At 47.4% G+C, this 24,850-nt stretch carries 26 protein-coding genes and 1 pseudogene; all 27 read right to left on the minus strand.

Features of this window, described 5'->3' with window-relative positions; genetic code table 11:
* Positions 1-86: 86 nt before the first annotated feature.
* A complete protein-coding gene (locus H6A12_RS05220; protein WP_204445550.1) occupies positions 87-656 on the minus strand; it encodes a hypothetical protein in 570 nt (189 codons plus the stop codon).
* Positions 643-1,800, minus strand: coding sequence for a THUMP domain-containing class I SAM-dependent RNA methyltransferase (locus H6A12_RS05225; RefSeq protein WP_204445552.1), 1,158 nt, complete (start codon positions 1,798-1,800; stop codon positions 643-645). Before H6A12_RS05225 ends, H6A12_RS05220 begins: the two co-directional genes overlap by 14 nt.
* On the minus strand, positions 1,797-2,975 hold the full coding sequence (locus tag H6A12_RS05230; RefSeq protein ID WP_204445554.1) for an amidohydrolase: 1,179 nt from the start codon (positions 2,973-2,975) through the stop codon (positions 1,797-1,799). Before H6A12_RS05230 ends, H6A12_RS05225 begins: the two co-directional genes overlap by 4 nt.
* Before the next feature lie 28 nt (positions 2,976-3,003).
* On the minus strand, positions 3,004-3,915 hold the full coding sequence (locus H6A12_RS05235; protein WP_204445556.1) for a S66 family peptidase: 912 nt from the start codon (positions 3,913-3,915) through the stop codon (positions 3,004-3,006).
* A 34-nt stretch (positions 3,916-3,949) separates the two neighbouring features.
* Positions 3,950-4,783: a DUF368 domain-containing protein gene (locus H6A12_RS05240; protein ID WP_204445558.1), complete on the minus strand. Its 834-nt coding sequence runs from the start codon at positions 4,781-4,783 to the stop codon at positions 3,950-3,952.
* A 54-nt stretch (positions 4,784-4,837) separates the two neighbouring features.
* Positions 4,838-6,457, minus strand: a complete 1,620-nt coding sequence (locus tag H6A12_RS05245) for an ABC transporter substrate-binding protein (protein ID WP_204445560.1) — start codon at positions 6,455-6,457, stop codon at positions 4,838-4,840.
* A 117-nt stretch (positions 6,458-6,574) separates the two neighbouring features.
* Complete coding sequence (gene nrdG, locus H6A12_RS05250) at positions 6,575-7,084, minus strand: anaerobic ribonucleoside-triphosphate reductase activating protein (RefSeq protein WP_204445562.1); 510 nt, start codon at positions 7,082-7,084, stop codon at positions 6,575-6,577.
* A 53-nt stretch (positions 7,085-7,137) separates the two neighbouring features.
* Positions 7,138-7,254: pseudogene (nrdD, locus tag H6A12_RS05255) on the minus strand (anaerobic ribonucleoside-triphosphate reductase); the annotation flags it as partial.
* An 82-nt stretch (positions 7,255-7,336) separates the two neighbouring features.
* The gene (locus H6A12_RS05260; RefSeq protein WP_204445564.1) at positions 7,337-9,616 is read right to left on the minus strand and encodes an anaerobic ribonucleoside triphosphate reductase; all 2,280 of its coding nucleotides are present in this window, start codon (positions 9,614-9,616) and stop codon (positions 7,337-7,339) included.
* Positions 9,617-9,817: 201 nt separating this feature from the next.
* Positions 9,818-11,521: a PASTA domain-containing protein gene (locus H6A12_RS05265; RefSeq protein WP_204445566.1), complete on the minus strand. Its 1,704-nt coding sequence runs from the start codon at positions 11,519-11,521 to the stop codon at positions 9,818-9,820.
* Between the two features lie 94 nt (positions 11,522-11,615).
* Positions 11,616-13,688: an ATP-dependent helicase gene (locus tag H6A12_RS05270; RefSeq protein WP_204445568.1), complete on the minus strand. Its 2,073-nt coding sequence runs from the start codon at positions 13,686-13,688 to the stop codon at positions 11,616-11,618.
* Positions 13,685-14,902 (minus strand): peptidase U32 family protein, encoded by a 1,218-nt coding sequence (locus H6A12_RS05275; RefSeq protein WP_204445570.1) that lies wholly within the window; start codon positions 14,900-14,902, stop codon positions 13,685-13,687. Before H6A12_RS05275 ends, H6A12_RS05270 begins: the two co-directional genes overlap by 4 nt.
* Positions 14,903-14,963: 61 nt before the next feature.
* Complete coding sequence (mltG, locus tag H6A12_RS05280) at positions 14,964-16,238, minus strand: endolytic transglycosylase MltG (protein ID WP_204445573.1); 1,275 nt, start codon at positions 16,236-16,238, stop codon at positions 14,964-14,966.
* On the minus strand, positions 16,231-16,842 hold the full coding sequence (locus H6A12_RS05285; protein WP_204445575.1) for a 5-formyltetrahydrofolate cyclo-ligase: 612 nt from the start codon (positions 16,840-16,842) through the stop codon (positions 16,231-16,233). The genes mltG and H6A12_RS05285 overlap by 8 nt, the downstream gene beginning before the upstream one ends.
* On the minus strand, positions 16,830-17,372 hold the full coding sequence (locus H6A12_RS05290) for a DJ-1 family glyoxalase III (protein WP_204445578.1): 543 nt from the start codon (positions 17,370-17,372) through the stop codon (positions 16,830-16,832). The genes H6A12_RS05285 and H6A12_RS05290 overlap by 13 nt, the downstream gene beginning before the upstream one ends.
* Positions 17,373-17,420: 48 nt before the next feature.
* Complete coding sequence (locus H6A12_RS05295; protein ID WP_204445580.1) at positions 17,421-18,272, minus strand: GNAT family N-acetyltransferase; 852 nt, start codon at positions 18,270-18,272, stop codon at positions 17,421-17,423.
* A complete protein-coding gene (locus tag H6A12_RS05300) occupies positions 18,269-19,144 on the minus strand; it encodes a DUF2156 domain-containing protein (RefSeq protein WP_204445582.1) in 876 nt (291 codons plus the stop codon). The genes H6A12_RS05295 and H6A12_RS05300 overlap by 4 nt, the downstream gene beginning before the upstream one ends.
* A complete protein-coding gene (locus H6A12_RS05305; RefSeq protein ID WP_204445584.1) occupies positions 19,138-19,809 on the minus strand; it encodes a dTMP kinase in 672 nt (223 codons plus the stop codon). The genes H6A12_RS05300 and H6A12_RS05305 overlap by 7 nt, the downstream gene beginning before the upstream one ends.
* Complete coding sequence (thyX, locus tag H6A12_RS05310) at positions 19,806-20,594, minus strand: FAD-dependent thymidylate synthase (protein ID WP_204445586.1); 789 nt, start codon at positions 20,592-20,594, stop codon at positions 19,806-19,808. Before thyX ends, H6A12_RS05305 begins: the two co-directional genes overlap by 4 nt.
* Positions 20,595-20,679: 85 nt before the next feature.
* Positions 20,680-21,477 carry a hypothetical protein gene (locus tag H6A12_RS05315; RefSeq protein ID WP_204445587.1) on the minus strand — a complete coding sequence of 266 codons (798 nt, stop codon included), beginning with the start codon at positions 21,475-21,477 and terminating at the stop codon, positions 20,680-20,682.
* A gap of 204 nt (positions 21,478-21,681) precedes the next feature.
* Positions 21,682-22,182: a S1 RNA-binding domain-containing protein gene (locus tag H6A12_RS05320; RefSeq protein ID WP_204445588.1), complete on the minus strand. Its 501-nt coding sequence runs from the start codon at positions 22,180-22,182 to the stop codon at positions 21,682-21,684.
* A 24-nt stretch (positions 22,183-22,206) separates the two neighbouring features.
* Positions 22,207-22,500: an FtsB family cell division protein gene (locus H6A12_RS05325; protein WP_204445589.1), complete on the minus strand. Its 294-nt coding sequence runs from the start codon at positions 22,498-22,500 to the stop codon at positions 22,207-22,209.
* 40 nt (positions 22,501-22,540) lie between these two features.
* A complete protein-coding gene (yabQ, locus tag H6A12_RS05330; protein ID WP_204445590.1) occupies positions 22,541-22,984 on the minus strand; it encodes a spore cortex biosynthesis protein YabQ in 444 nt (147 codons plus the stop codon).
* An 8-nt stretch (positions 22,985-22,992) separates the two neighbouring features.
* Positions 22,993-23,277 carry a sporulation protein YabP gene (gene yabP, locus H6A12_RS05335; protein WP_204445592.1) on the minus strand — a complete coding sequence of 95 codons (285 nt, stop codon included), beginning with the start codon at positions 23,275-23,277 and terminating at the stop codon, positions 22,993-22,995.
* 66 nt (positions 23,278-23,343) lie between these two features.
* Positions 23,344-23,589: an RNA-binding S4 domain-containing protein gene (locus tag H6A12_RS05340; protein WP_204445595.1), complete on the minus strand. Its 246-nt coding sequence runs from the start codon at positions 23,587-23,589 to the stop codon at positions 23,344-23,346.
* Between the two features lie 80 nt (positions 23,590-23,669).
* Positions 23,670-23,942 carry an HU family DNA-binding protein gene (locus H6A12_RS05345; protein ID WP_204445597.1) on the minus strand — a complete coding sequence of 91 codons (273 nt, stop codon included), beginning with the start codon at positions 23,940-23,942 and terminating at the stop codon, positions 23,670-23,672.
* 71 nt (positions 23,943-24,013) lie between these two features.
* The gene (mazG, locus tag H6A12_RS05350) at positions 24,014-24,805 is read right to left on the minus strand and encodes a nucleoside triphosphate pyrophosphohydrolase (protein ID WP_204445599.1); all 792 of its coding nucleotides are present in this window, start codon (positions 24,803-24,805) and stop codon (positions 24,014-24,016) included.
* Positions 24,806-24,850 lie beyond the last annotated feature (45 nt).

Raw genomic sequence — 24,850 nt, forward strand, 5'->3', positions numbered from 1 at the left:
ACGATGAGAAAACGCCTCCTCCCACTCGATGCTTTTTCCTTGTTATCATCGCTATCTATATGGAAGCAGGCGTTTGTTTATGCAGATCACTTCTTCTTTTCGTTGCGGTATACCATTTTTTGTTTAATGGAGATGTCATATGTGCCCATCAGATACCCAAACTCGCCGATCAGCACCGGAATCAGCGAACAAGCCGCAATCAAAAAGACCTGTCCGTATGTAAATTCCGGCAGATAGATGCTTGTATTGATCAGATTGATGATCGGCCAGATTTCCGCATTGATCACTTTATACGGCATGACGAAATTGAACAGCAGGCCAAATTTTGAAAGGATAAATCCTAACGAAATCAAAATAACCGGAATCATTCCTGCCAGTCCATAGACAAGGCCTTTCCAGCGATGCAGTGTTGTATGACCAAAGTTTGCCGCGTTCAAATCTCGATGTCCGGCATTCCACATGGTTCCGTAAGCCGGATAGCTGTAAACAAATAAAACAACCGGAATCAGCACAAAAATACCGTTTCCTTCAAACAAGCCGGACAGTCCAAAGCAAAAAATAAACGCAATGATCACACCGCCGATGTGTCCCATAAAAAATGCACTTGCTGTCTTAATGAACAGCTTTCTGGCTGCTTGTTTTTCATTCTGCTGCATAGGTTTCCACCCTTTCTGGTTTTTTGCGATTTCTCTGATATAAATACAACTGGCACTTGAGCATGCCGTTATATAATTTCCGGCGCTTGTCGGCTTTTTTGCCAAACAGCGTTTCGAACTGTTCGTCCGGCGTAATGATCGCCTTTGCCGCATCCGAACCGGAAAGCACCTTTCCCATCGCACGATACAGTTCCCGTGCTTCCTCCTGCTCGAGCATACGCTCGCCATACGGCGGGTTTGTCGCAATCAGCGTCAGATCATCACGCATCACAAGCGAACGAACATCCTTTTGTCCGATGAGCATACGGGAAAACACGCCGGCTTTTTTTGCATTTTCCTTTGCGAGCGCCACGCTCTCCGGATCAATATCCGAACCATACGCAAAAAATGTGATATCCCGGCGTACACCGTCAATGCCGCGCTGACGTTCCTGCCGCCAAATCGATTCATCGAACATGCCGAAATTCTGTGCCGCAAACTTACGCTTGAGTCCCGGCGGAACATTGAGTGCTTTCATAGCCGCTTCAATCAAAATGGTTCCCGAACCGCAAAACGGATCACACAAAACCGTATCGGGATACACGCGGATCAGATCCAGCATGCCTGCCGCCAGCGTTTCTTTAATCGGCGCTGCATTGGAATTAACACGGTAACCGCGCTTGTGAAGTCCTGCGCCCGAGGTATCGAGCATAATCGATACCTCATCATGATAAATGGAAAACTGAATCTGATGCAGTGCTCCTGTTTCCGGGAACCAGTCCATTTTATAATGGTGGCGCATCCGCTCTACCATAGCTTTTTTGATGATTGCCTGACAATCCGGTACACTCATAAGCTTCGATTCAAGCGCCCAGCCTTTTACCGGGAACGCATCTCTGGAGCCGATATATTCCTCAATCGGCAATGCACGCACCTGATCAAACAGCTCGGAAAACGTTTTTGCTGTGAATTTTCCGATTTCGATGAGCACACGTTCCGCAGTGCGCAGTCCGATATTCGCGCGCGCCATCATTGCGCTGTCACCTGTAAATGTGACTTTTCCGTTATGTGCCATGACATTGCCTGCACCCATGCGGCGCAGTTCTCCCGAAAGCACGCTTTCGAGTCCGAACAAACACGGACATACAAACTGATATTGTGTCATGCATTTCCTCCGTCTTTTCTGTTTTTCACAACCACGCCGCCGATTACAACCATCGACGGACTTGCGCTCACGGTGAGCGGATCACTTGGAAATACGCAGAAATCCGCATCTTTTCCGGCCTTGAGCGAACCGACACGCGCATCAATGCCTGCAATTTCTGCCGCACGGATGGTAATACTTTCGAGCGCCGCCTGATGAGAAAGTCCCTCTTTTTCGCAGATCGCCGCAGACAGCGGCAGATACTGAATCGGGATAACCGGATGATCGGTACACACAGCTGCTTTGATTCCGTGCTGTGCTAAAATCGCCGCATTTTTAGGCGTGAGGCCCTTTAATTCCGGTTTGGAACGGTCGCAGATAATCGGACCTGTGATAATTTTAGCATCACGTTCTGCAAGCAGATCCGCGATTTTATACCCTTCCGTCGCATGGACAATGACCGCATCGAGCGAGAACTCTTTTGCAATGCGCAGTGCGGTCATAATATCATCCGCACGATGTGCGTGCATAAACGCTTTCATCTCGCCTTTGAGCACCGGAATGAGTGCTTCGCATTTTTCATCAAATTCCGGCTCGTCCAACTCATCATCCTCTTCGGCACGGCGAATATCTTCGATATAATTGCGCGCCTTCTGCAGCTGCTTGCGAATAAGCGCCGCAGTTGCCATACGTGTCATCGGCGACATATTTTTCGCGTTATATGAAACTTTCGGATTTTCACCGAATGCAAATTTCATACCGACCGGATCGGCAAACGCCATTTCTTCCATACAGCGGCCGTATGTTTTCATTGCCAGCCACTGACCGCCGATCGGATTTGCCGAGCCTGGGCCGGTCAATACCGTTGTCACACCGGAATCCACTGCTTCCGCAAAGCAGTCGTCCAAAAAGTTGACTGCATCAATCGCACGCATCTGCGGTGTGAGCGGATGTGTTTCCTCGTTGACATCCTCGCCCTCAAATCCTAATCCGTCCTCACAAATGCCGATATGGCAGTGCGCGTCAATAAATCCCGGATACACGCTTGCACCGTTTAAATCGACTGCATCGGCTTTAATCTGAGAAAGACTGTCCATCGATCCGACCGACTCAATCACCGAGCCGTTCGTCGTCAGATAGCCGTCTTCAAAGACCTCGCCTTCCATTGTATGAATTACGCCATGAATGAACTGCATGTATGGTTCCTCCGCCTGTTTTTCGTTGTTATAATGGTATTATATCATAATCCGAATGATGTGAAAACTGCAAATATGAAGCTTTTTGCGCGCACAGCGATACCCGAACACCGATCGGCAGTGCATGTGAATCACTGCCATGCCCGACTGTTTTCGTTTTCGCAATCGGAAGATGTTTATTCTGCACAACTTCCATCAGCAGCTGCTGCGGTGCATCCTCACCGCACACAGATTCAAACTCCGTAAATGTTCCGAGCAGCACACCGTTCACCTTCGAAAACACATCCATGCACAAAAGCTGATCAAAATACGAACAAATGCGGTTTTCTCCGCCGCTTCTCGATTCCAAAAACAGCACAGCATCGCTGCACGCCGGAAAATAAGGCGTGCCTGCAAGCTTTAGCAAACAGCGGATGTTTCCGCCGATCAACGTGCCATGGATGGATTCTCCCTGCACAAACTGCCATGTCGGTGAAAAAAGCAGATCGCTGTTCCCCTGCAAATATGCAAAAAACCGTGCGATCTGCACATCTGCGTGCTTTCCGATCAAGTTCTTGACCGAATAGAGCACCGAGGCAGTTCCAGCCTTTTGATATACTGCGTTGAGCAATGCAGTCAGATCACTGTACCCGAATATGGGTTTCGGATGGTCTGCAAAAACCGAAAAATCAAGATACGGCAACATTCCGTTCGCAAGATCACCGCCGGAGACATCGAATACCGCCGAAATATCGGGATCTTTGATCATTCGCATCAATGCATCTGCTTTTGCTTTCATCGCGTTTTTCCCGCGTAATCCAGATATAAACATCGCATCACTCAACACCGGTGTAATGCCGAGTGAAGAGAGTACCTCGCAGAGTGCTTGCGTCTGCGGCAAAAAAGAATCCGGCAACGGATCGGAACAGCAAACAATCCCCGCTTTTTCCCATCGTTTCATTGCATGCCATCCTTTCTTCGCCGGATTTATTCATTTATACTTCTTTATGTTCCTTTTTCTTAAATAAACGTTCCTTTAAAGTTTCGCTTGAAAATACAAACGAAATCAAAACACCGATTACACCCACCAATATACCAATTACAAGCTCCCAGCCGCCGCGATATGCCTGTGCTGCACTGATTTTCCCGAAAATAGTCGGAATGGAACCGATGACAAAGCCTAAAATCGCAAAATACGTTGCCTGCGGAAAACGCATAATCAGCCAGTTGATGAGTTTTGAACCAAACAAAATACCAAACGCCACGCCGATAACAACCGGTATCAGCATCACAATATTCAGTTCGGCAATCGCTGTAATCACGGTATTATACGTGCCAAGCAATAGCATGACAAAACTGCCGCTTAAACCAGGAATGATCATGCTGATCGCTGCAATCGCACTGAATACCAGCAATTTTATGAATGTAAGCACATCCAATGAACGAGCAATCACCTGCTCACCCTCCGGTGAAAGGAACATCATTCCAATCATCATGGCAAACGTCACAACAAACGGAATCAGATTGCGGATTTTAAAGCCGCCTTCCACCGCTTTTCCAAAAATCATCGGAATACTGCCGACAATGACACCGATAAAGAAAAGGTTTGTCGCCATATAATAGTGATCCAGCAGCCATTTGAGGCCCTGGCTCAGCAGCAGAATTGCCACGCCGGCACCCAAGCCGATCGGAAGTAAAAACAAAATACTTTTTTTGAATTCCTTGCGGATATTGCTGATCGATGCAATCAATCGGTCAAATACACCGAATACCACTGCCATTGTTCCGCCGCTGACACCCGGAATAATATTCGCAAGTCCAATAATCATTCCAATGAAAAAAACTGAATATTCTCCATAGTTCCTCCGTGCTTGTTTATTTGATCAAGCTGTTTCATTTGTCGTTTTCATAAAATGCACAACACCGGTCTGTTTTAGGTAAACCAATCCCTCTGTCGCTTTTTTCGTGGCAAATACCTTTGACTGCCACATCATCGGTAAAAATACATTGTCAGAAAGGAGCTGATCTTCTGCTTGTCTGCACAATGCAAGCGCCTGACTGGATTGATTGGCACTGTTTGCCTCACTTAAAAGCGCATCAAACGATGCATTCTGATAGCCGCTTGTATTGTTTGAAGCTGTCGAAGCATATGACGACAAATATGTAAGTGCGTTATTGTCTGATGACGTTAAACAGACAACCGCCAGATCGTAGTCACCGTTTTTGAGTTTTTGCGTATATTCTTTCTGCGGCAGCGACTCAACACTTAAAAACAGGGATAAATCACGCTGTAAGATCTGAGAAATGTCCGAAAAATAAGACGCAACGTCTACTGTATCCGATTCACACACAAGAAGTTTTGCCCCTGTGATGCTATTTTTCGAAAGTTCCGACAATCCCTTTTGATACGCTGTATAAGCAGCAGCTGGATCAATGGTATCGGTTTTTTGAAGCGGTTCATACATTTTTCCAAACAGCATCGCATCTGTCGGAATAATCGTGTTGGTTGCCGTAAGATAAGAAGGGAGCTTCGACTGATAAACGGCACGGTCAAAGCACAGCGAAACCGCCTTTCGAATAGATGCATTTGAAAATGGTCCGTCTGCAACCTGAAATTGAATTCCCCATACAGCGTCCTTCATCTGGAGCATCCGATATTCCGTTTCATCCAATGCTTGTGCATCCTGACCGCTTATGAATACACCGTTTACAATATCATCAGACAGCCGTTCCAGCTCTGACGCATCATCTTTTTGCGGAATGCGCAGCCGAACCGTATCGGCAAATACAATCTCCGGTGCATGATAATACGTATTTTTATCCAATCGAATCTGTGTTGTTTCATCCCAGGATCCGATCCGATACATTCCGTTTGAACGCACCGTCGTTCTGTTTAATCCGTATCTTCCGTTTGTGGATTCAAAAAATTCCCGGTTGCATGGCATTGCATACGTTGTTGCAAGCAGGCTTTCAAAATAATCAGTCGGTGTTTCAAGCTCGATCACGAGTGTTTTTTCGTCAATCGCCTGCACGCCGATTGTCTCAGGTGCCATCGTTCCTGCGTGAATATCGGAAGCATTTTTAATACAATAAAAGCGCTCTGCCGCCGGTGATTTTGTCTGCGGATCGAGCAAGCGCTCGAATGCAAACACAAAATCATCTGCTGTCACAGGTACCGTTTGTTCCTGCTTGTCCTCGTTCAAATATGTCCAGACTGCATCTTCCCGAATGGTAAACGTATATTTTTTTTGATCGGCCGAAATCTCCGGTTCCTTTTCCGCAACACCCAATACCGGTGTTCCGGTTTCATCAAATCGATACAAGCCTTCCATTGTCGCATATAATACAGTAAACGCCGACGGCGATGATGCACTTTGGGGATCTAAATTTGTCGGATTTGCCTGCAAGCCATAGGCCAGCACAATAGGTTCAGAAGAATCGCTGCACGAACAAAAGCAAATTGCCAGACACAGCGCCAAAACAAACGCAAAAATGCGCTTCACCGACATCTCCTCCTCTTTTTCATAAGATACCATTATTTATGATATCATCCGCACGCGCAAATAGCAATGAATTTTTCGTAAATGATCGAGGAGAATGCGGCTTTTTCTGCATTTATGTCAAAGCGCAAGCAACACCGGCTTATTTTGTGCAAGCGACGCTGCAACATCAAGCACACGCTGATTTTCACTTCCGCGAAACGGCAGTGTCAAGTTCCGTTGTTCCATCAAAAACCGCCCATCCACCAACACATCGCAGACAGAAAGCAGTTCTTTTGCAAACGGAATCGTTCCGCTTGTCAGTTCTTCGAATGTATATCCGGAATATGCCCACACATTTTTACCAAGCGCTTTGACTTTCTTTGCGAATTCAAACAGCGCCTCAGCCTGACAAAACGGTTCGCCGCCCGAAAGTGTAACGCCGCATTGCAGCGGATCTTCCTTAAGCTTTTCGACCAGTCGGTCGACGCTGTCTTCATAGCCTGCCGAAAAATCATGCGTCTGCGGATTATGACATCCCGGACAATGATGCGGGCATCCCTGCACAAACACCGTCATGCGAATTCCTTTTCCATCCACAATCGAATCGGTCACAACACCGCTTAACCGCAGTTTTTTTGTTTGTTCCATATTCGTTTCTCCCTTCAAAACAAAATCCCTCCGTCTGGGAGGGATTCTGCCAATTAAACACTGTGTTTTACACGGTCTTTTTCTTCTGCACGTTTTCCGTTGTTGAAACGATCCAATGTGCCGACGAGATAGCCGGTGATTCTGCGGATGCGTTCAAATCCAACACCGTTTCCAACTTCTTTGCATACTGCCTTGTTTTCATTTGTCTCCATCATAAGTAATACTCCTCTCTTGATCCATTCAATAGCTTATTTATTCACAACCACAAAAATGCGGCATATTTGGATACTGTCTGCGAAGTTCACGCAGTTTTTCGACACTGACGCCTTCGCCTTCTCGTCTGCCGCAGCGCGGGCAGACATCGTTGATGACACCGGTATATCCGCAAACCGGATCGCGGTCAACCGGGTGATTTACGGAACCATAGCCGATTCCGATTTCTTTCATATAACGAACCACCTGTTCAAATGCTTCCAGGTTGTTCAGCGGATCGCCGTCCAGCTCAACATAGCTGATATGACCACCGTTTGTCAGCGCATGATACGGTGCTTCTTTTTTGAGCTTTTCAAACGCGCTGATCGGGAAGTATACCGGAATGTGGAACGAGTTTGTATAATAGTCACGGTCCGTTACACCCGGGATCTCGCCGTAGCGTTTGCGGTCAATGCGGACAAAACGTCCGGAAAGGCCTTCTGCCGGCGTTGCAATGACAGAGAAGTTTAAGTGTGTTTCTTCTGCCTTTTTGTCCATGAAATCACGCATGAAACCGATGATTTTAAGGCCAAGTTCCTGTGCACGTTCACTCTGACCGTGATGCTCGCCTGTCAATGCAACGAGTGTTTCTGCCAATCCAATGAAACCAACGGTTAATGTACCGTGTTTAAGCACTTCACTGACTGTGTCATCAATGCCCAGTTTATCAGAATCGAGCCAAATGCCCTGTCCCATCAAGAACGGGAAGTTGCGCACACGTTTTTGACTTTGAATCCGCAAGCGATGTAAAAGCTGATCGGACACAATCTGAAGCTTCTGCTCGAGCATTTCAAAGAACCGGTCAATGTCACCATGTGCTTCAATGCCAAGGCGCGGCAGGTTGATTGAAGTAAAGCTCAGGTTTCCTCGGCCGCAGGTCACTTCGCGTGACGGATCATATGCGTTTGCCATAACACGGGTACGGCATCCCATATATGCCACTTCGGAGTTGTAGTCGCCCGGCTTATAGTACTGTTTATTAAACGGCGCATCCAAAAACGAGAAATTCGGGAAAAGACGTTTTGCGGAAACACGCATCGAAAGTTTGAACAAATCATAGTTCGGATCTTCCGGATTATAGTTGATACCTTCTTTGACCTTGAAAATATGAATCGGGAAAATCGGTGTTTCACCGTTTCCGAGACCTTTTTCCGTTGCAAGCAGAAGGTTTTTCATTGCCATGCGGCCTTCCGGCGATACGTCAGTGCCATAGTTTAAGGAGCTGAACGGAATCTGCGCACCGGCACGGGAATGCATCGTATTCAGATTGTGAACAAGTGCCTCCATTGCCTGGAATGTTGCTTTGTCGGTTTCCTCATATGCCTGTGATGCCGCAAATTTCTGCACACGATCAGCCAGCACTTCATCCTGTGCAAGTGCCAGGACATACGGTGCCTCTGCGTCCTGATAGCCGTTATCGTTTGCTAAAACAGGGACAAGACCGGTTTTCTCTTCTACTGCCGAAAGAATGCGTTTTGCTTCCTCTTCTGCATGTTCTACATCGCACAAAAGCATCAGCGCTTTTGCAAGGTTTGCACGATACAATTTTTTGTACGTTTTAGAAACGCCCGGTGCCATGCCGAAATCAAAGTTCGGAATACTCTGTCCGCCGTGCTGATCATTCTGGTTCGACTGAATGGCAATACAAGCAAGTGCTGCATAGCTGCGGATATCCTGCGGCTCACGCAGATAGCCGTGACCGGTGCAGAAGCCGTCGCGGAACAGTTTTAAAATATCGATCTGGCAGCAGGTTGTTGTCAGCGTATAAAAGTCCATATCGTGAATATGGATATCGCCGACAGCATGTGCCTGTGCATGAACCGGATCGAGCACATACAGCTCGTAAAACCGTTTTGCACCTTCGGAACCATAGCGAAGCATCGTGCCCATTGCGGTATCACCGTCAATGTTCGCATTTTCACGTTTAATATCCACTTCGCACGCCGATTTAAACGTCAGATCTTCATAGACCTTCATGAGTTTTGTGTTCATGTCGCGTGCGCGTGTGCGCTCTGCACGATACAGAATATATTGTTTTGCTGTCTGGGAATGACCGGTTTCAATCAAAATTTTCTCTACCGCGTCCTGCACCTGCTCAACGGTCGGATTGGTTGTTTTCAAGACGTTTTCAACATAGTCACACACGCGGTATGCAAGTGTCAGCGACTCCTCATAGTTACTGCCGCCCACAGCCTGTGCTGCCTTGAAAATAGCGTTTGCAATTTTTTCATAAGTAAACGGAACAGTACGTCCGTCGCGCTTTGTGATTGTGGTGATCATTTCTTTCCTTCCTTTGATTCCCTTGTATTTCTATGCTGTGTTCAAACCACAACATCTTGTGTTCTATCGCGATCTGATAATCATTATATAGTGTCGTGTATGATTTGTCAACCGGTAAAATATTTAAAAAACACACAAAGAAACACCGGAATTTTCTACGACACAAGAAAGTTCCGATGTTGTGCGCTTTTCCTCTTTCTTTTATTTTGCAACGTAAATTGTTACAGAAGAGGTTTTTGAACGGTCAATCCGCGTTCCGACATCAGGGTCCATCGAAACGATTTCGCCCGCCTCATGATCCGGGTCCGAAACTGTTTTAATGGTGACAGAAAGCCCTTGACTTTCAAGATACTCACGATAAGACGCCGCATCGATCGGATTGCCGCTGTTGTCCGTAAACGGCGGGAGATCTACATACTGCGGTCCTTTGCTGACCGTCAGTTCAATTTCTGTCCCCATCGGGACAGTAGAACCCGCTTCAATGCTCTGCTCAACAATCATGCCAATCTCTGCGTTATCATCGAACACTTCTTTTTTCTCTGTAAATTTAAAATTGTCTGTATATACTTTTGCGGAAACAATATCATCATAAAATTTTCCGACAAAATTATCGACGCTGACATTTGCAATCGTCTGACTTTCTTTGGAAGATTCCTGCTTGCTTGATGTTTCATCCGGATTATCGTCTGATTCCTCACTCGATTCTTCCACAGACGATTCGATCTGAGATTCGGACGAAGGATTCACATAAATCTCCCTTTGATTGCCGCCGAGCACCAAAATATATGCTGCAAAGAACAAAATCAGCATGATCGGAAGAGAAACAAGCACCACAATCAGCCATACAGGCAGCTTATGTTTTTCACGCGGTACTTCATTTTTCTGCTTTGCAGTTTTTTTCTTCTGCTCCGGTTCATCATCATCGAGCTGAATCTGCCGGAATGCTGCCGGAATCGCATACAGCTGATCCCGCAGTGCACGCACCGAACGAATCCGATGATCATACGAAAGCGCCAAACCGTTCATGATGACATCGGAAACCTCAGGCGCAACAGACGGCTTTTGCAGCGAAAGCGGGAACACCCGATCTTCCTGCATGCGCAAATCGGCGCGCTGCGGTGTCACACCGGAAAGCACGCGATACATCACGGCACTCAGCGCATACACATCGGTCCACTCGCCGTGCCCTTTACATTTTTCATACTGCTCCGGCGCTGCGTATCCGTCGAACAACTCGGGTTTTACCTCAGAATTGATGGCACGCACTGCCGCTGTGCAAACACCTTTTAAACGGAGTGTCATCTCCGGTGTCACCAAAATCGTATCGGTGCTGATTCCCCGGTGAATGATGCCGCGCTCATTGAGCATGACAACCGTATCAAACAGCGGCCGGAACAGTTTGCGCACCTGTGCCCACGAAAAATCGCCCACATGCTCCGATAAATACGACGCGAGCGTTACGCACTCAACATCTTCATACACCGTGTAGATAGTGGCGTTATCCGTAAACACGTCAAACGCACGCAGCAGGCTGCTCTCTTGTGTGCGCAGTGCAATCATCTGCCGCGAAAGCTCTACAAAATCGGTCATCAGCGCTTTGTACTGCACTTCACAGCCGGGATTTACCAAAATGGTCGCGCCGTTTTCTGCTCTGTGCGCAAGCGTGGACGGGAAAAATTCACGCAGCCGAATACGCCGCTGCAGTGCGGTGTCATATCCGATATAGCTGACACCTTCACCGTTGCGGTCAAGCGCAATCCCAATCTGATACCGCTTGCCGACAACCGTTCCAGGTGCAAGAAGCGACGGCCATGTATTTTCCGGTGCTGTATTGTCATGCCCGCAATACGGACAAGTTTCTGTTTCAATCACACGCATACAACGAAAACATCTGTTTTCCATCATTGCGATCTCCTCCATCAGGTCAGAATCAGCATATTACACTTTTAAGAGTAACAGCAATCTGCCGGTTTGTCAATAAACGTAAATGAATGTTGTGTTAAATCAACAAATTTCTTTCTGTACATGCCGAAACACTGAGTCTTTTGATTCCGCATTCAAATTGTACGAAAATAATTCCGTCATTTTCGTCAAGAACCGTTCCTTTTCCGAACGTTTTATGCACAATCTCCGTGCCGCGCACCATCGTTTTCACCTCTGTGTGACCGGTTTGCTTTGGTTCTTGCGGTAAAAGTGCCTTGACAAACGGACTCGGCGCGGCATCCGCACCATTTAACCGTGTGCTTAAAAAGGCGATCAGCTTTCGTTTTGCACGTGTCATCGCCACATAAAAAAGCCGCACCTCATCTTCGTATTCGCTCACGTCGCCTTCGCGTTTTAACGAAACCGCATGATAAGACGGCAGTACATCCGAAAGCATATCAAGCAGAATCACCGTGTCAAACTCCATACCTTTGCACGAATGAATCGTCGAAAGCAATACGCCCGACGTATCATCCGAAGCGCCCTCCTGCATAAATGCTTCAAGCTCAGAGAGCCGTCTGGACAGCTCAAAGATGCTTCGAAGACGTTCGGCAATCAGCGAGAGCGCACTCAGCTTCTGATACGTGCTTACCTGCATAAATCCGCTCATACGCTTTGCAATAAAATCATCATATCCAAGCTTTGTGCGGATGGCGTCAATCGCTTCGCCGCAGCGCATGAGCGGCAGCTTTGAAAGCACTGTCTGATACCGAAGAATCATCCGCCGGCGTCCTTTCGAAACAGAAGAAAGCGACAGAATACTGTCAAAAACCGTCTGTCCTCTGGCGGTATCGTGTTTGGCAGCTTCCAGCATCACTTTCGAGCAGCCCATTTTATAATAAATCTGCGAAAACGCATCGATATCACACGGATCAACTGCCAATCGGAAAAACGCCAAAATGTCACGCACCACAGTCGAATGAAAAAAGACGGCATTTGACTCTCGGCAGCGATACGAAATGCCTTGCCGCAAAAACAAGTCAACGAGCGCAATGCAGGATTCATTGTTTTTATAGAGCACCGCAAGTGTTTCATCCGGATGCTTCTGGCGGATAATCGACAAGATCGTTTCATACTGCAAATCATAGTCCGAAAGCGAGATCACCTGAACAGAATCGGTATCCTGATTGCGCGTCACCATATGTTTTTCATACCGTGCACTGTTTTGTTTGATAAATGCATCGGCGATCGCCACAATATCACTGTTCGAGCGATGATTTTCCTCCATTTTTAAAATCACCGCATCCGGATACACCGTTTGAAAGCCGAGCAGTTCTTTCGGGCTTGCACCACGGAACGAGTAAATGCTCTGATCCTCATCGCCGACCAAAAACAGCTTTGCACCGCCGTTTGTCAAAATCCTGATAATCTCATGCTGCAAAAGCGACGTGTCCTGCGCTTCGTCCACGCAAATCACGCGGTATTTCTGCTGAAACCAGCGGCAAATCGACGGAAATCGCTTAAGAATATCGTGACAAAGCACGAGCATATCATCAAAATCCATCCAGCCGTTTTCTTTGTACACGCGCTGCACTTCCCCGTAAATCCGTGCAAACACTTCGGGCTCTACCGGCGAAAACTGCACCGTTTCAGGCGAAATCATCCGATTTTTCACACAGCCGATGACCCGCTCAATTTCGCCGATCATTTCTTCATCGGGAAACTCACCTGTGCAGTGGCGGATCGTTTCACGCAACACCTGATATTTCTGTGCCGATGTGCCCTCTCCTGCACCGATGAGCGTCGGTACAGTCCGGTCATACTGCGCGGCAAACCGACGCAGTACCCGAAAACAAAAGCTGTGAATGGTGGAAAACGAAAGTGCTTTATTTTCACCGAACAGCTTTTCATACCGCGCATTCATATCGCGTGCCGTTTCGCGGCTGAACGTGAGTGTGAGAATCTGCTCAGGACGCGCCTGCTGTTCTTCCAATACGTATGCAATATGCGCTGTCATGACCGTTGTTTTGCCCGAACCGGGCACCGCTAGAAGCAGCACATGTGCCGCATCCGTGCACACAGCCGTTTGCTGCTGTTCATTCAGATGAATGCCGTGGTGCTCTGCAAGGTGAGAAATCACATGATTCATTTTGCTTTACGCACAACTGATGCAACGGCAAGCGGACGATCAAACGAAACGGACAGTGTCATTTCCGGATGGCATGCCGCATCAATCGGCTCGCCTTCTGCGTTTTTCATGTCGGAAACGACAAACGAAACCGGTTCTTTGCCCGGCTCGAGCACTTCGACCGTATCGCCTGCACAGAACTTATTCTTTTGCGTCAGAAGCAGTCTGCCGTCCTCATAGCCTGACACAAGCGCCACAATATCATACTCGCGGATATATCCGCCATTTTGATAATATTGCTCCGGTGTGCCGAAATAGAACCCTGTGCTGTACTGACGGTGGCTTACTTTGGTGACTTCTTCCAAAAGCCACGGGCGAAGCGAGAAATGCGCAGGATCGCGCAGATAATCATCCACTGCAATCCGGTATGCATTCGTCACGACGGAAACATAGTAAGACGATTTTGCACGTCCCTCGATTTTAAAACTTGTAATTCCCGCTTCAGCCAGCGCATCGATATATTCAATCATGCAAAGATCCTTTGCATTTAAAATATAGCTTCCCTTTTCGTCTTCAAACACCGGGAAATAGAGTCCCGGGCGTTTTTCTTCCATCAAATGATAACCCCAGCGGCACGGCTGTGCACATTCACCGCGGTTTGCATCACGTCCGGTCAGATAGTTCGAAATGACACAGCGGCCGGAAAACGACATACACATTGCGCCATGCACAAACGCCTCAATTTCAAGTTCCGGCGGCGTCCGTCTGCGAATCTCGGCAATTTCGCGCAGAGAAAGCTCACGTGCGAGCACGACACGCTTTGCTCCCATTTCATACAGCACGTTTGCCGTTTCATAGTTGACGATACCCGTCTGTGTCGAAATGTGAATTTCCATCTGCGGAATGACACGTTTGACGAGCGAAAGCGTTCCGAGATCCGAAACGATCATTGCATCAACGCCCGCTTCTGCCGCCTGACAAAGATACGGCGGAAGTGCATCAATTTCCTCGTTGCGCGGCAACACATTCACCGTCAAATACACGCGCACACCGTGCGCGTGACAATATTCAACCGCACGAACAAGTGATTCTTCATCAAAATTTGTTTGTGATGCGCGCATGCCAAACTGCTTGCCCGCCAGATATACTGCATCCGCGCCGTATGTGACCGCTGCTTTTAACCGTTCAAAGTCGCCGGCAGGTGCCAATACTTCGGGAATTTTCGTACAAATCATTCTGTTTTCCTCCTTCATAAAACAAATCATCCGCATTGCGGATGATTTGCTCGCCTGTTTGTTATTTCAGTCCTGCCAAAGCCAGATTTTTCTCGTGCTGTGCAAGTGTTTTTGCATAATAGAATTTTCCGGTCTGGAGATTGGTGCAGAAGTAATAGTACTCTGTCGATTCCGGATACAGTGTGGCTGTAATCGCCTGAACACCAGGATTGCAAATCGGTCCCGGCGGCAATCCTTCCGACTGATACGTATCATATGCCGTGATAATTTCCTCGTTCACGTTATCCGCCATCTGTGTGCGCAGTTCTCTGCCGTACACACGCGTCGGGTCTGCCTGAAGCAGCGGGAATGTCTCAGCATCATTTAAACGGTTGTGGTACACCGAAGAAACCATTGCCATGCTCTCCTCGCTGTTGCCCTCTTGCTGTACGATAGATGCCAGCGCAATCGTATCTTCCAAAGAAAGACCAAGTTCCTGCACCCGCGCTTTGTTCTCCTCAGTCAGCACTTTCGTTTCAAATGTCGACATCATTTTTTTAATGACATTTGCAGGATTGTCGTTTTTATAAAACATATACGTATCCGGGAACAGATATCCTTCCAACGGATGATATTCGAGCTCGTTTTTCTCAAGTTCCGAAACAAACGGCAAATCAATCGAAACCGTATCTGCCGCGGTCAAAAACTCCTGCGCAGAGCAAACACCGCTTTCCTCAAGCTTTTTAGCCATCTGATAGATCGTTGCACCTTCCGGGAACTGTACCTGAACTTCTTCTTTCGATGAAGCATATTTAAACAGTTCCGATAAAATCGTGCTGTACGACATACTTGTGTTTAATGTGTACACACCGGCATGAAACGAACCGACCGGCTTGGTCAGTTTGTAATACACACGAAACAGCATACCCGATTTGACGATACCTGCTTCTTCGAGAATGGAGGCGACCTTTTCGGTTCCGGCATTTTGCGGAATTTCGATGGTGACTGCACTGTCCGCTTTTCCAAAGCCCGACATATCCTGTACACCAAACAAAATACCGTATGACAAAAGACCGGTCAGTGCAACAATCACAATACCGAGTGTCACACGAATCCATGCACTGCGGCGCCGTTTTGTGCGGATCTTTTTCGGATCTTCATTCGCCAGCGTATATTCGGGGATTTCCTCGATTTCCTTGCCTGCATGCAGTTTAAACGCGTGCACACGGCGTTCGGCAATCGTTTTGCTCTCCTGCGGTGCCTGTTTTTCTGCATCTTCATTCAAATCCTCAGCATCAGACGCATGAATCGCATCTGACTCGAATGATTTGTTTGTTTGTTTTTCCTCTTCAGTCATGCGACTGCTCCTCCTGTTTTTTTACTGTAAGAATGTATTTGGGCGTGACAACAAAGTCAGCCGGCACATCATATCTTCCGTGCGGCAAACTGCTTGTCATGCAATTATTATAACAAATGCCCGCTTTTACACCGGAAAACCGCTGTAAAAACCGATCATAATATCCTTTTCCAAATCCAATCCGGAACCCTTCCGTATCAAACGCAAACGCCGGCAGAATGCAAAGTGCATCGGTAAAATCCGTTGCCTTTTCACACTGCGCAGGATCAGGCTCTAAAAGGCCGAACATATCTTCCTTGAGTTCGTCCAAGCTGTGAATGATGAAAAACTCCATATGGCCGTTTCGATCCATACATTTTGGAACAGCAACCGTTTTGTTGTCTGCAAATGCCTGTTTTAAAATCGCAATCGTATCCACTTCAATCGCTGTAGACACAAAACAAAAAAGCGTTTTTGCCCGCTTATAAAACGGCGCTTCCACAAGCCGGCAAAAAATCATATGATCCCATTCTTTTTTCTGTGCCGCATTCATCCGTTCGCGAATCCGGCGGTATTTCGCCCGAAGCTCCCGTTTGATCGGACGGATATCGACTATTTTTCGCATAACAGACTGTCCTTGAGTGTTTGTGCCCGCGCTTCTCCCAACAGCAGTGCAGCAAGCGCAAAAGCAAATGTATTCGCAACACCGGCGCCGCGCGATGTCACAAACATTCCGTCAACTTCCACCGGTGCACCGGTGACATTTGCACCCAAGAGTTCACTCTCAAATCCCGAAAAGCAGGTGGCACGTTTTCCGGCAAGCAGCCCGCGGTGGCCAAGAATCGAAGGTGCTGCGCAAATCGCGCCGATCGGAATCTCGTTTTCAACGCAGTAAGAAATCATATCCTGTACTGCCTGCGATTTTTCAAGATTTAAGGTACCGGGCATACCGCCGGGCAAAACAATCATCTGCGCATCCTGCGGATTGATTTCCTCCGGCAAACAGTCCGCTTTCACCACAATGCCGTGCGATCCTTTCACCTGCGCGCCCGTTACACCGACGGTGCAAACCGGAAGCTCGCATCGGCGCAGAAAATCGACCGGTGTGAGCGCTTCAATCTCTTCAAATCCATCTGCAAGAAATACATAGATCATTTTCGTTCCTCCCCACGGTATCAAACCAAACTTCCATGATATTCACTTTTAGTTTAACATCAAATTCATATATGCGTCAATGAAAAACGGGATTTTTTCTGATTTTGACGAAAAAAACGGCAAAATCATCCCATATGGCGTCACTTTTCCCGTTGTTCCGACAACCAAAATCCGCCGGCATCCGATCTGTTTCGCCAATGCGCCGCATGCATCCGAAAGTGACTGCCCAACAAGATTCGTTTCGAGTACAACACATTCTTCCGCTCGCTGCTCTGTGCACAGATATCCCTGTGGCACGGTACCCTGTACCATCCAAAAGGAAGCACCTGTCTTTTTCATCAGCGGATATCGCATTGACCGAAATTCATGCGAAAAATCAAACGAAATTGCATGAGAATGAATCAGTTCTTCACGCATACACAAAAATTGTTCCGGTGAACACGGTGCAAGCGTCACCGCATCATTGTATGTGCACACGACCTGCTGCTCTCCCAGGAAAAAACGTGTACGATAGCCGAGCGTTTGATACAGCGAAAACAGCGACTTCTCGGCCGGTACAAGCAAAAGTGCAGTCGCACCGGCTGCCTTTGCCTCAGTTGCTGCAAAAGCGTGAAGCCGACGCATCAAGCCTTTGTTCCGCTCGTTTTTTGCTGTCGCAACTGCATAGACATACCGGCAAGGTGCGATCTGATCCTGCACATAAAGCTCCGCAGGAATCAAAAACATCATGGACACAAGCGCACCTGTCATGGTGAATGCACCAAATCCTGTTTCCTCAAGCCGAATTTCCTGCAAAAAAGCGTTTGTTACATCTTCGCTGTCTGCAAATGCTTCCATCCAAAGGGAACGGACCTGCGGCCAATCTTCGTTTTGCAGCCGACGCATCAAAATGTCCGTCATGCACTCACCTCGTATTTTGAAACAAGAGCGATCGGATGATACGAAAGCTTTGCGCGCCGCAATCCTTCGATGCCCACGTCATCTTCTCTGTTAACAAACCGGTATTTCTGACAGCACCGTGCCAAAAACTCCCGGTTGATTGCCGCATACACACCGGGAATCTGCGTATCCGCTTTTTCAAAATGAATCACGACCGTCTCCGCGTTTAATTCTTCCGCGATCGTATACGCACACACCTCACCGTTCACCCGCAAAAGTCCGCCGAAAAAGCCAAGCGCTTCCCAATTTGAAAACGCACGGAACAGTGCCTTTTGTTCATGAAGCAGCGCGGGATCATTCTGCTTTTGTGCAAGCCATCGTGCTTGCATCGCCAAACATTCCGCAATATTCTGCGTTCCAATCGGTTCAAACGACCAGTTCTGCTCATAAAACCGCGCCAAATGATTGCGCTTGCCATGATATTTTTTCCCGGAAAGAGATGTGAGCGCCGCAACATCATACACGTAGTCGTCATAATCCCGGCAGTGAGAAATCAAAAATTTCCCGGGAAACGCCTGCATCAAAGCCGCCTTATCCTGTTCTTCCATACTGTGCATTTTAAAAGGAATGCCTTGTTCGCCGCAGTGCAGTAACATTTCATCAATCACCGGCTTTAACGCGCCGGTTCCGATCGGAAACAGAAACGACGTTCCGCTTTCCGTTTGAAATGAGGCAGTATAATAGCCGCCGATTCGGCAAATCTGCGTGTGATACATATCCTGCCAAATAAATAAATTGCCAAAGCAATACTCGCAGGATGCATGAGGCGCTGTTTGATTGATGGTTTTGATCCAGTCACGATCTTGAATCGTTATGGTTTCAAAGGTTAACATGAAAGATCTCCGATTATTTTCTCTAAAAGTTCCGCGGTGATTTCTTCCTGAGGGCGAGGTGCACCCGCTTGTGCACACGAAATCACTGTCCAGTTCTCCTTTTGCGCGGCATATGCGGCCGTTTGCTCGCATTGACGCAGATAGGCTGTATTTTTCTCGTGAATATCCTTTTTGCTCATGTCGCCGCCGTAACGCGATTCAATGAGCCGGTCCGCAACGTCGCGCGGCATGTCCAAAAACAAAATCCGGTCAGGACGCGGCAAGCCCAGTTTTTCATATTCAAAATCGGAAAGCCACGAAAGATAGCTGTCCCATTCCGTATTCGGCAGCTTGCACATCTGGTGAATCGCATTCGAGCTCACATACCGTGTGGCAATCACCACACCGCCCGCTTCATAAAACGAACGCCATACCGTCATATAGCTTGCGTACCGATCCACCGCGTAAAAACTCGATGCCGCATACGCATTCACATCATTTGCATTTTCCGAAAATGCACCGCTTAAATACATTTTAACCAAAGCAGAGGACGGTTTTTCATAATCGGGAAATGAAATCAGCATATTTTTGATTCCTTTTTGCGTGAGCGCATCGGCAACACGTTTTGCCTGCGTCGATTTTCCCGAACCGTCCAGTCCGTCAATGACAATCAGCTTTCCGCTCATTTGCTGTTCTCCCCCTGTGCCGCTTCATGAAGTTCTTTATAAAATGCGCGCATTTCTTTGGCATGTCCGCAGGTCATACCACCTTCAGTGCATGCACCTGCATAACAAGCAGGGCCTGCCGTTTTAAACAATGTCGGCGCCACTTCGCAGACAAGCCGCAGCATTTCGTCAGCAAGCGCTTTGATTTCCCACTGCGCACGGTTGCAGCAGCGGTGCTTAAAGAAATTATACAGGCTGCGCGCGTTCATTGTAACGATCATCTGGGTATCACATGCATTCGGCAGTACAAACCGTGCGTCTTCAATCGCTTTTTTCTCCGCCTTTTTTGCAGCTTCTTTTTCGTCCATTCCTTCATCCAAAAATGTTTTGGTATGTGTTTCCTTTAAGATGCGGGTGAGTTCGTTATATGCCGCAAGATCTGCCTGCATCGTCTGCTCATACACACGCATTGCCGCTTCGTTTTTTGCGATTTCCGGCGGTACAATGTACGAAAAGCCGTCTTTGTTCACATATCGCTGACTCTGCACGCTGAACGACGCAATCCGGTGACGGGTGATCTGCGCCAGCAGTGCACGCGACACGCCTTCAATGCCAAACGTAAAGCTTACATGCTCAATCGGACTTTCGTGCCCAAACGAAGCGAGCATCTCCACAAACGAAGCCGCTTTTTCATCCGTCAATCCGTCATATACTTCGCCGACGGTTGTATTTGCATAGCAAAGCTTTGCTGCACAGGCAATCGTCTTTTCTGGATTTGGGGTGTGGGAAATCAATGTCACTTTCATATGGGTTGTCCTCCTGTTTCCTAAAAAACGGCAGCGCGGAGCATAGACTCCGGCGCCGCTTTTTTATTCTCCTTTTTGCCGCAGATCAGTCACAGTCCACGTCTTCCAGCTTCGGCGGGAAGAATTCGTTGACCGGGAATTTGATTTTCTTAAACAGCTCGCACGGATCATCTGCGGATGTCACGCACTCTTTATCCGGCAGGCAGAAGTCATACACCGGCACCATCATCTGCACATTGCGCTCAAGCTGCACAATCGAAAACAGACCGATGCTGATGCAGACCACTTTTGCAGGACGGACTTTGTCAAACTCATCGTCAAACAGCTTCGATACCACATCCGGACAAGTGAACATGACTTCCTTTTGGCAATCCGAAACGTCGCAAAGACGGCAGGAAAGGCAAATCGGATCAACAACCGACAAATTCGCCGTCGGAAGATTCTCGTCACAGCAGCAGTGCTTGTCGTTATTAACCGTCAAACGATTTGAGGTAAACTGATTGACACTTCCTTCGCTGCCATAAAGAATCACTTTCTTTTGGAATACGCTGATGCCCTCTGCTTTCACCGGTTTGGTCATCGGCGAAACGATCGCTTCTAAGCGCACCAAAAAGTAAAACGTCATGTCAACAGAGTAAAAGCCCTTGTTGAATGGAACCGGTTCAACGTCCATAAGTACGGTATATACCTGCACATTTTTACATTTCACCGCTGTGGCATTGTCAATAATCGACTGGTTGAGCGGCGTAAAATAGACCCGGAGATCTTCTAAGCAGTCCTTGTCGGAACAGCTGTCATAAATTCGGCCGGCATTGATGCAGACGGCTTCTTTGAATCCGTTTGAACAGCCGGACTGCTGTCCTGCAAATTTTTGATCAGCCATAAAAATCCTCCTTTTCAAATCGAACATACCGCACGCGAAAACATCTTTGTTCGTTCACACGCGCTTACTCTATTGTATGAAAAAAAGGAAAAAGCGTTCCTGTTTTTTGGCCGATCAAGCTTCTTAAAAGTATACCACATTTTCAGGCGCGAAACAATCCTGCTGAGATACAAAAAACCGTCCTGAAAAGGACGGTTTGATCGCTTAATCGTAATCGTTATAATTTTTGCGCGGGCGGCGTCTGCGCTCCGGCTGTTTCATATCCGAAAACTTCTCGTCTGTTGAGGACATAAATTTTGCCAGCATATCCTCGAACGAAGCAGGGCCTTTCGGCTGCTGGGGAGATGGGCGCTGCTCATTGGAAAAACGCCGGTTTCCGTTATTCTGACGGGAATTGCCCGAACGATTAAAGTTTCCTGACGGTCTTGAACCACCATTAAAACGATGCTCGCGGTTTTGATTTTGCGGCTGCGGAAGTGCCTGTTTAATCGAAAGGCTGATTTTGCCGTCATCGCTGACGTTGAGCACTTTCACTGTGACTTTTTGCTGTTCTTTCAGATGCTCCGAAATATCGCTTACATACGTTCTTGCAACCTCAGAAATGTGAACCATTCCAACTGCACCGTCTTCAAGCTCCACAAACGCACCGAATTTTGTGATTCCTGTGACCTTACCCTCAACAATTGTACCTACTTCGTGCGGCATATTAACCCAATTATCCTCCTGTGACTATTCTTTCCGGTTCGGATCTACAAAGACCTCTTCATCCGGATACGCCATTCCAAGTTTCTCGCGCGCGATTTTCGCGATATATTCGGTATTCTCTCCGGAATTCAAAACGTCAATAATTTCCGATTTGATCAGTTTTTGCTCAGCAAGCTGTGTCTTTGCATCCGCGAGCTGTTTTTCCTTGTTTGCAATATCAATTTGAATCAGCGTAAACGATACAGCAACATAACATGTAAATGCAAGAAACGCAACTTTAAAAATGAAGCTTTTTTTGTTCTTCTTTCCTTTTGCCACGCTCCTCACATCCTTCCCTGAGCAAATTTGTACTGTTTTATTATACATCATTTTGTTTTTGTTTTGCAAGACCATGAAAGCGGTTTTTCGCAAAAAAAATCAGTTTTTTTGTCAAAAAATGAATTTTGCGCACCCAAAAACAGATAAACCGCCAAAACGGCCGGACAATCCAACCAATCAGGCGCAGTATCATACGCAAAAGCCATTCTGCCCACCGCAAAACAAAGCGGCTGATCGTCAGCTGATACACAAAAAAGCCTGCCGCTTCTCCAAAGAGAAAGATCCACCGAAAAACACCGTTTGTCTTTGTCACAAGACCGTAAAACGAAATGCAAAACAGCACCAACGCAAACATAAGATCTTCAGCGATCACAGCCGCTTTCGGATGACGAATCATTCGCCTGCCGAGCCGGAACAGATCAAACACCACACCAAGCATTCCGCCTGCAGCACAGTACCATAAAAACACAGTTCCCATGCCCATATGCATCATCACCGAAAAATGCGCGCCCAAATGGACATGCGCTGTTTTCGTTTTTCCTCATCACGATATATGATCGCTTCCACCATACCGTCAATCGACAGATTTCCGGTTTCCACATCCAGCACACCGATATGCAGACGGCTTCCCCGCACATCCATACACCCCTGCACTGTATGCAGCAGCACATGCGATTCGTCAAAGCTTTCAATATCATTGACACCCGAAACAGACAGCTTTTTTCTGTTTTCAAGCACCACATGATGCGGCGCCTGTTTTGTCATTTCTCCCTGCACGCAATGACCTCCTCATCAACTCTTTATCAGATGGGACTATTCATTCCTATGCGCGCAGATCGTCTGTTATTCTTCGATTACAACAAAGTTTTGTGCAGCACTTTCTTTGTTTGCGTGCTCGTTCAGTGCAGTCACCTGCACTTTTGTGCTCCGTGTGCCGAGCACAATCTCGATGATATCGCCGATTTTTACCTGGTACGATGCCTTTGCTACCACGCCGTTTACTGTAATTTTTCCAGCATCACACGCCTCGTTTGCAATCGTTCTGCGTTTGATGAGCCGGGTGACTTTTAAATATTTATCAAGCCGCATGGCTTCTCCTCCAATCTTTTTTAAAAACAAAATAGATCGCCCGGAAAAATGGACGATCTATCAGCTTTGTTTGCAAACAATTATTTCACAAAATCTTTCAGGTGTTTGCCAGCTTTGAATGCCGGAACTTTGCAAGCAGCGATGGTGATCTCTGCGCCGGTAGCCGGGTTCAAACCTTTTCTCTCAGCACGCTCGCGAACTTCGAACGTACCAAAACCTACGAGCTGTACTTTACCGTCGTTTTTCATGCCTTCTGCAATTGCATCAAGCGTTGCGTTTACAGCTTTCTCTGCATCTTTTTTGGAAAGCTCAGCTTTCTCTGCAACAGCAGCAATCAGTTCGACTTTGGTCATGGTTGTACCTCCTATAAATTTAACATGCTAAAAAAATTTATTATTCAGAAGGGAAATCCCTTTGAATGACATTACAGTTGCTTGGCTTTTTTCCAAAGCGTCAGCAGTGTTTCGATGGAAGCCGTTTTCAAATCAACCTGCTCCGCTGCGGCAAGCGCTTCCACATGCTTAAACCGGGCAATAAACTTATTGCACGAACCGGTCAGCGCCTCCTCGGCATCCTCACCGCAGAGCCGCGCGACATTTACTGCGGCAAACAGCACATCGCCCAGTTCTTCTTTGATGTTATCCGCATCCTGCGCATCCATTGCAGCAGAAAGCTCGATGACTTCGCTTTTTAAATCATCAAATGCCATCGTAACATCCGGATAATCAAAACCTGCCTTTTTCGCGCGTCCCTGCACTTTTTGCGCACGCATGAGCGCCGGCAGCTGTTTTGGTACCGCATCCAGCGTTTCGGAAGCCGTCGTTTGTCCTTTGGTTTCCTGTTTGATCCGTGTCCACTGGTCAAGCACATCGGACACATTACTGACCTGTGCGTCCCCGAATACATGCGGATGACGGATAATCAGCTTTTTGCAGATCTCATCGACCACATCATCAAACGAAAAGGTGCCGGCTTCTTCCTCCATCTGTGTATGGAACACAATCTGAAGCAGTACATCGCCGAGTTCTTCGCGAAGCATTGCCGGATCATTTTGATCGATTGCCTCAATGGCTTCATATGTTTCTTCAATGAAATCCTTGCGGATGGATGCATGTGTCTGCTCTCTGTCCCAAGGGCATCCGCTTTCACTGCGGAGCACACGCATAATCTCGCGCAAATCCTCTATGCCATATGATTGTTTTTGCTTAAACGTCATGATCTGTTCCTGCTTTCCGGACGCCTTTGACTATTCTACAGTATA

Origin of the sequence: Merdimmobilis hominis, from assembly GCF_016901855.1 — a bacterium.
GTDB lineage: Bacteria > Bacillota > Clostridia > Oscillospirales > Ruminococcaceae > Paludihabitans.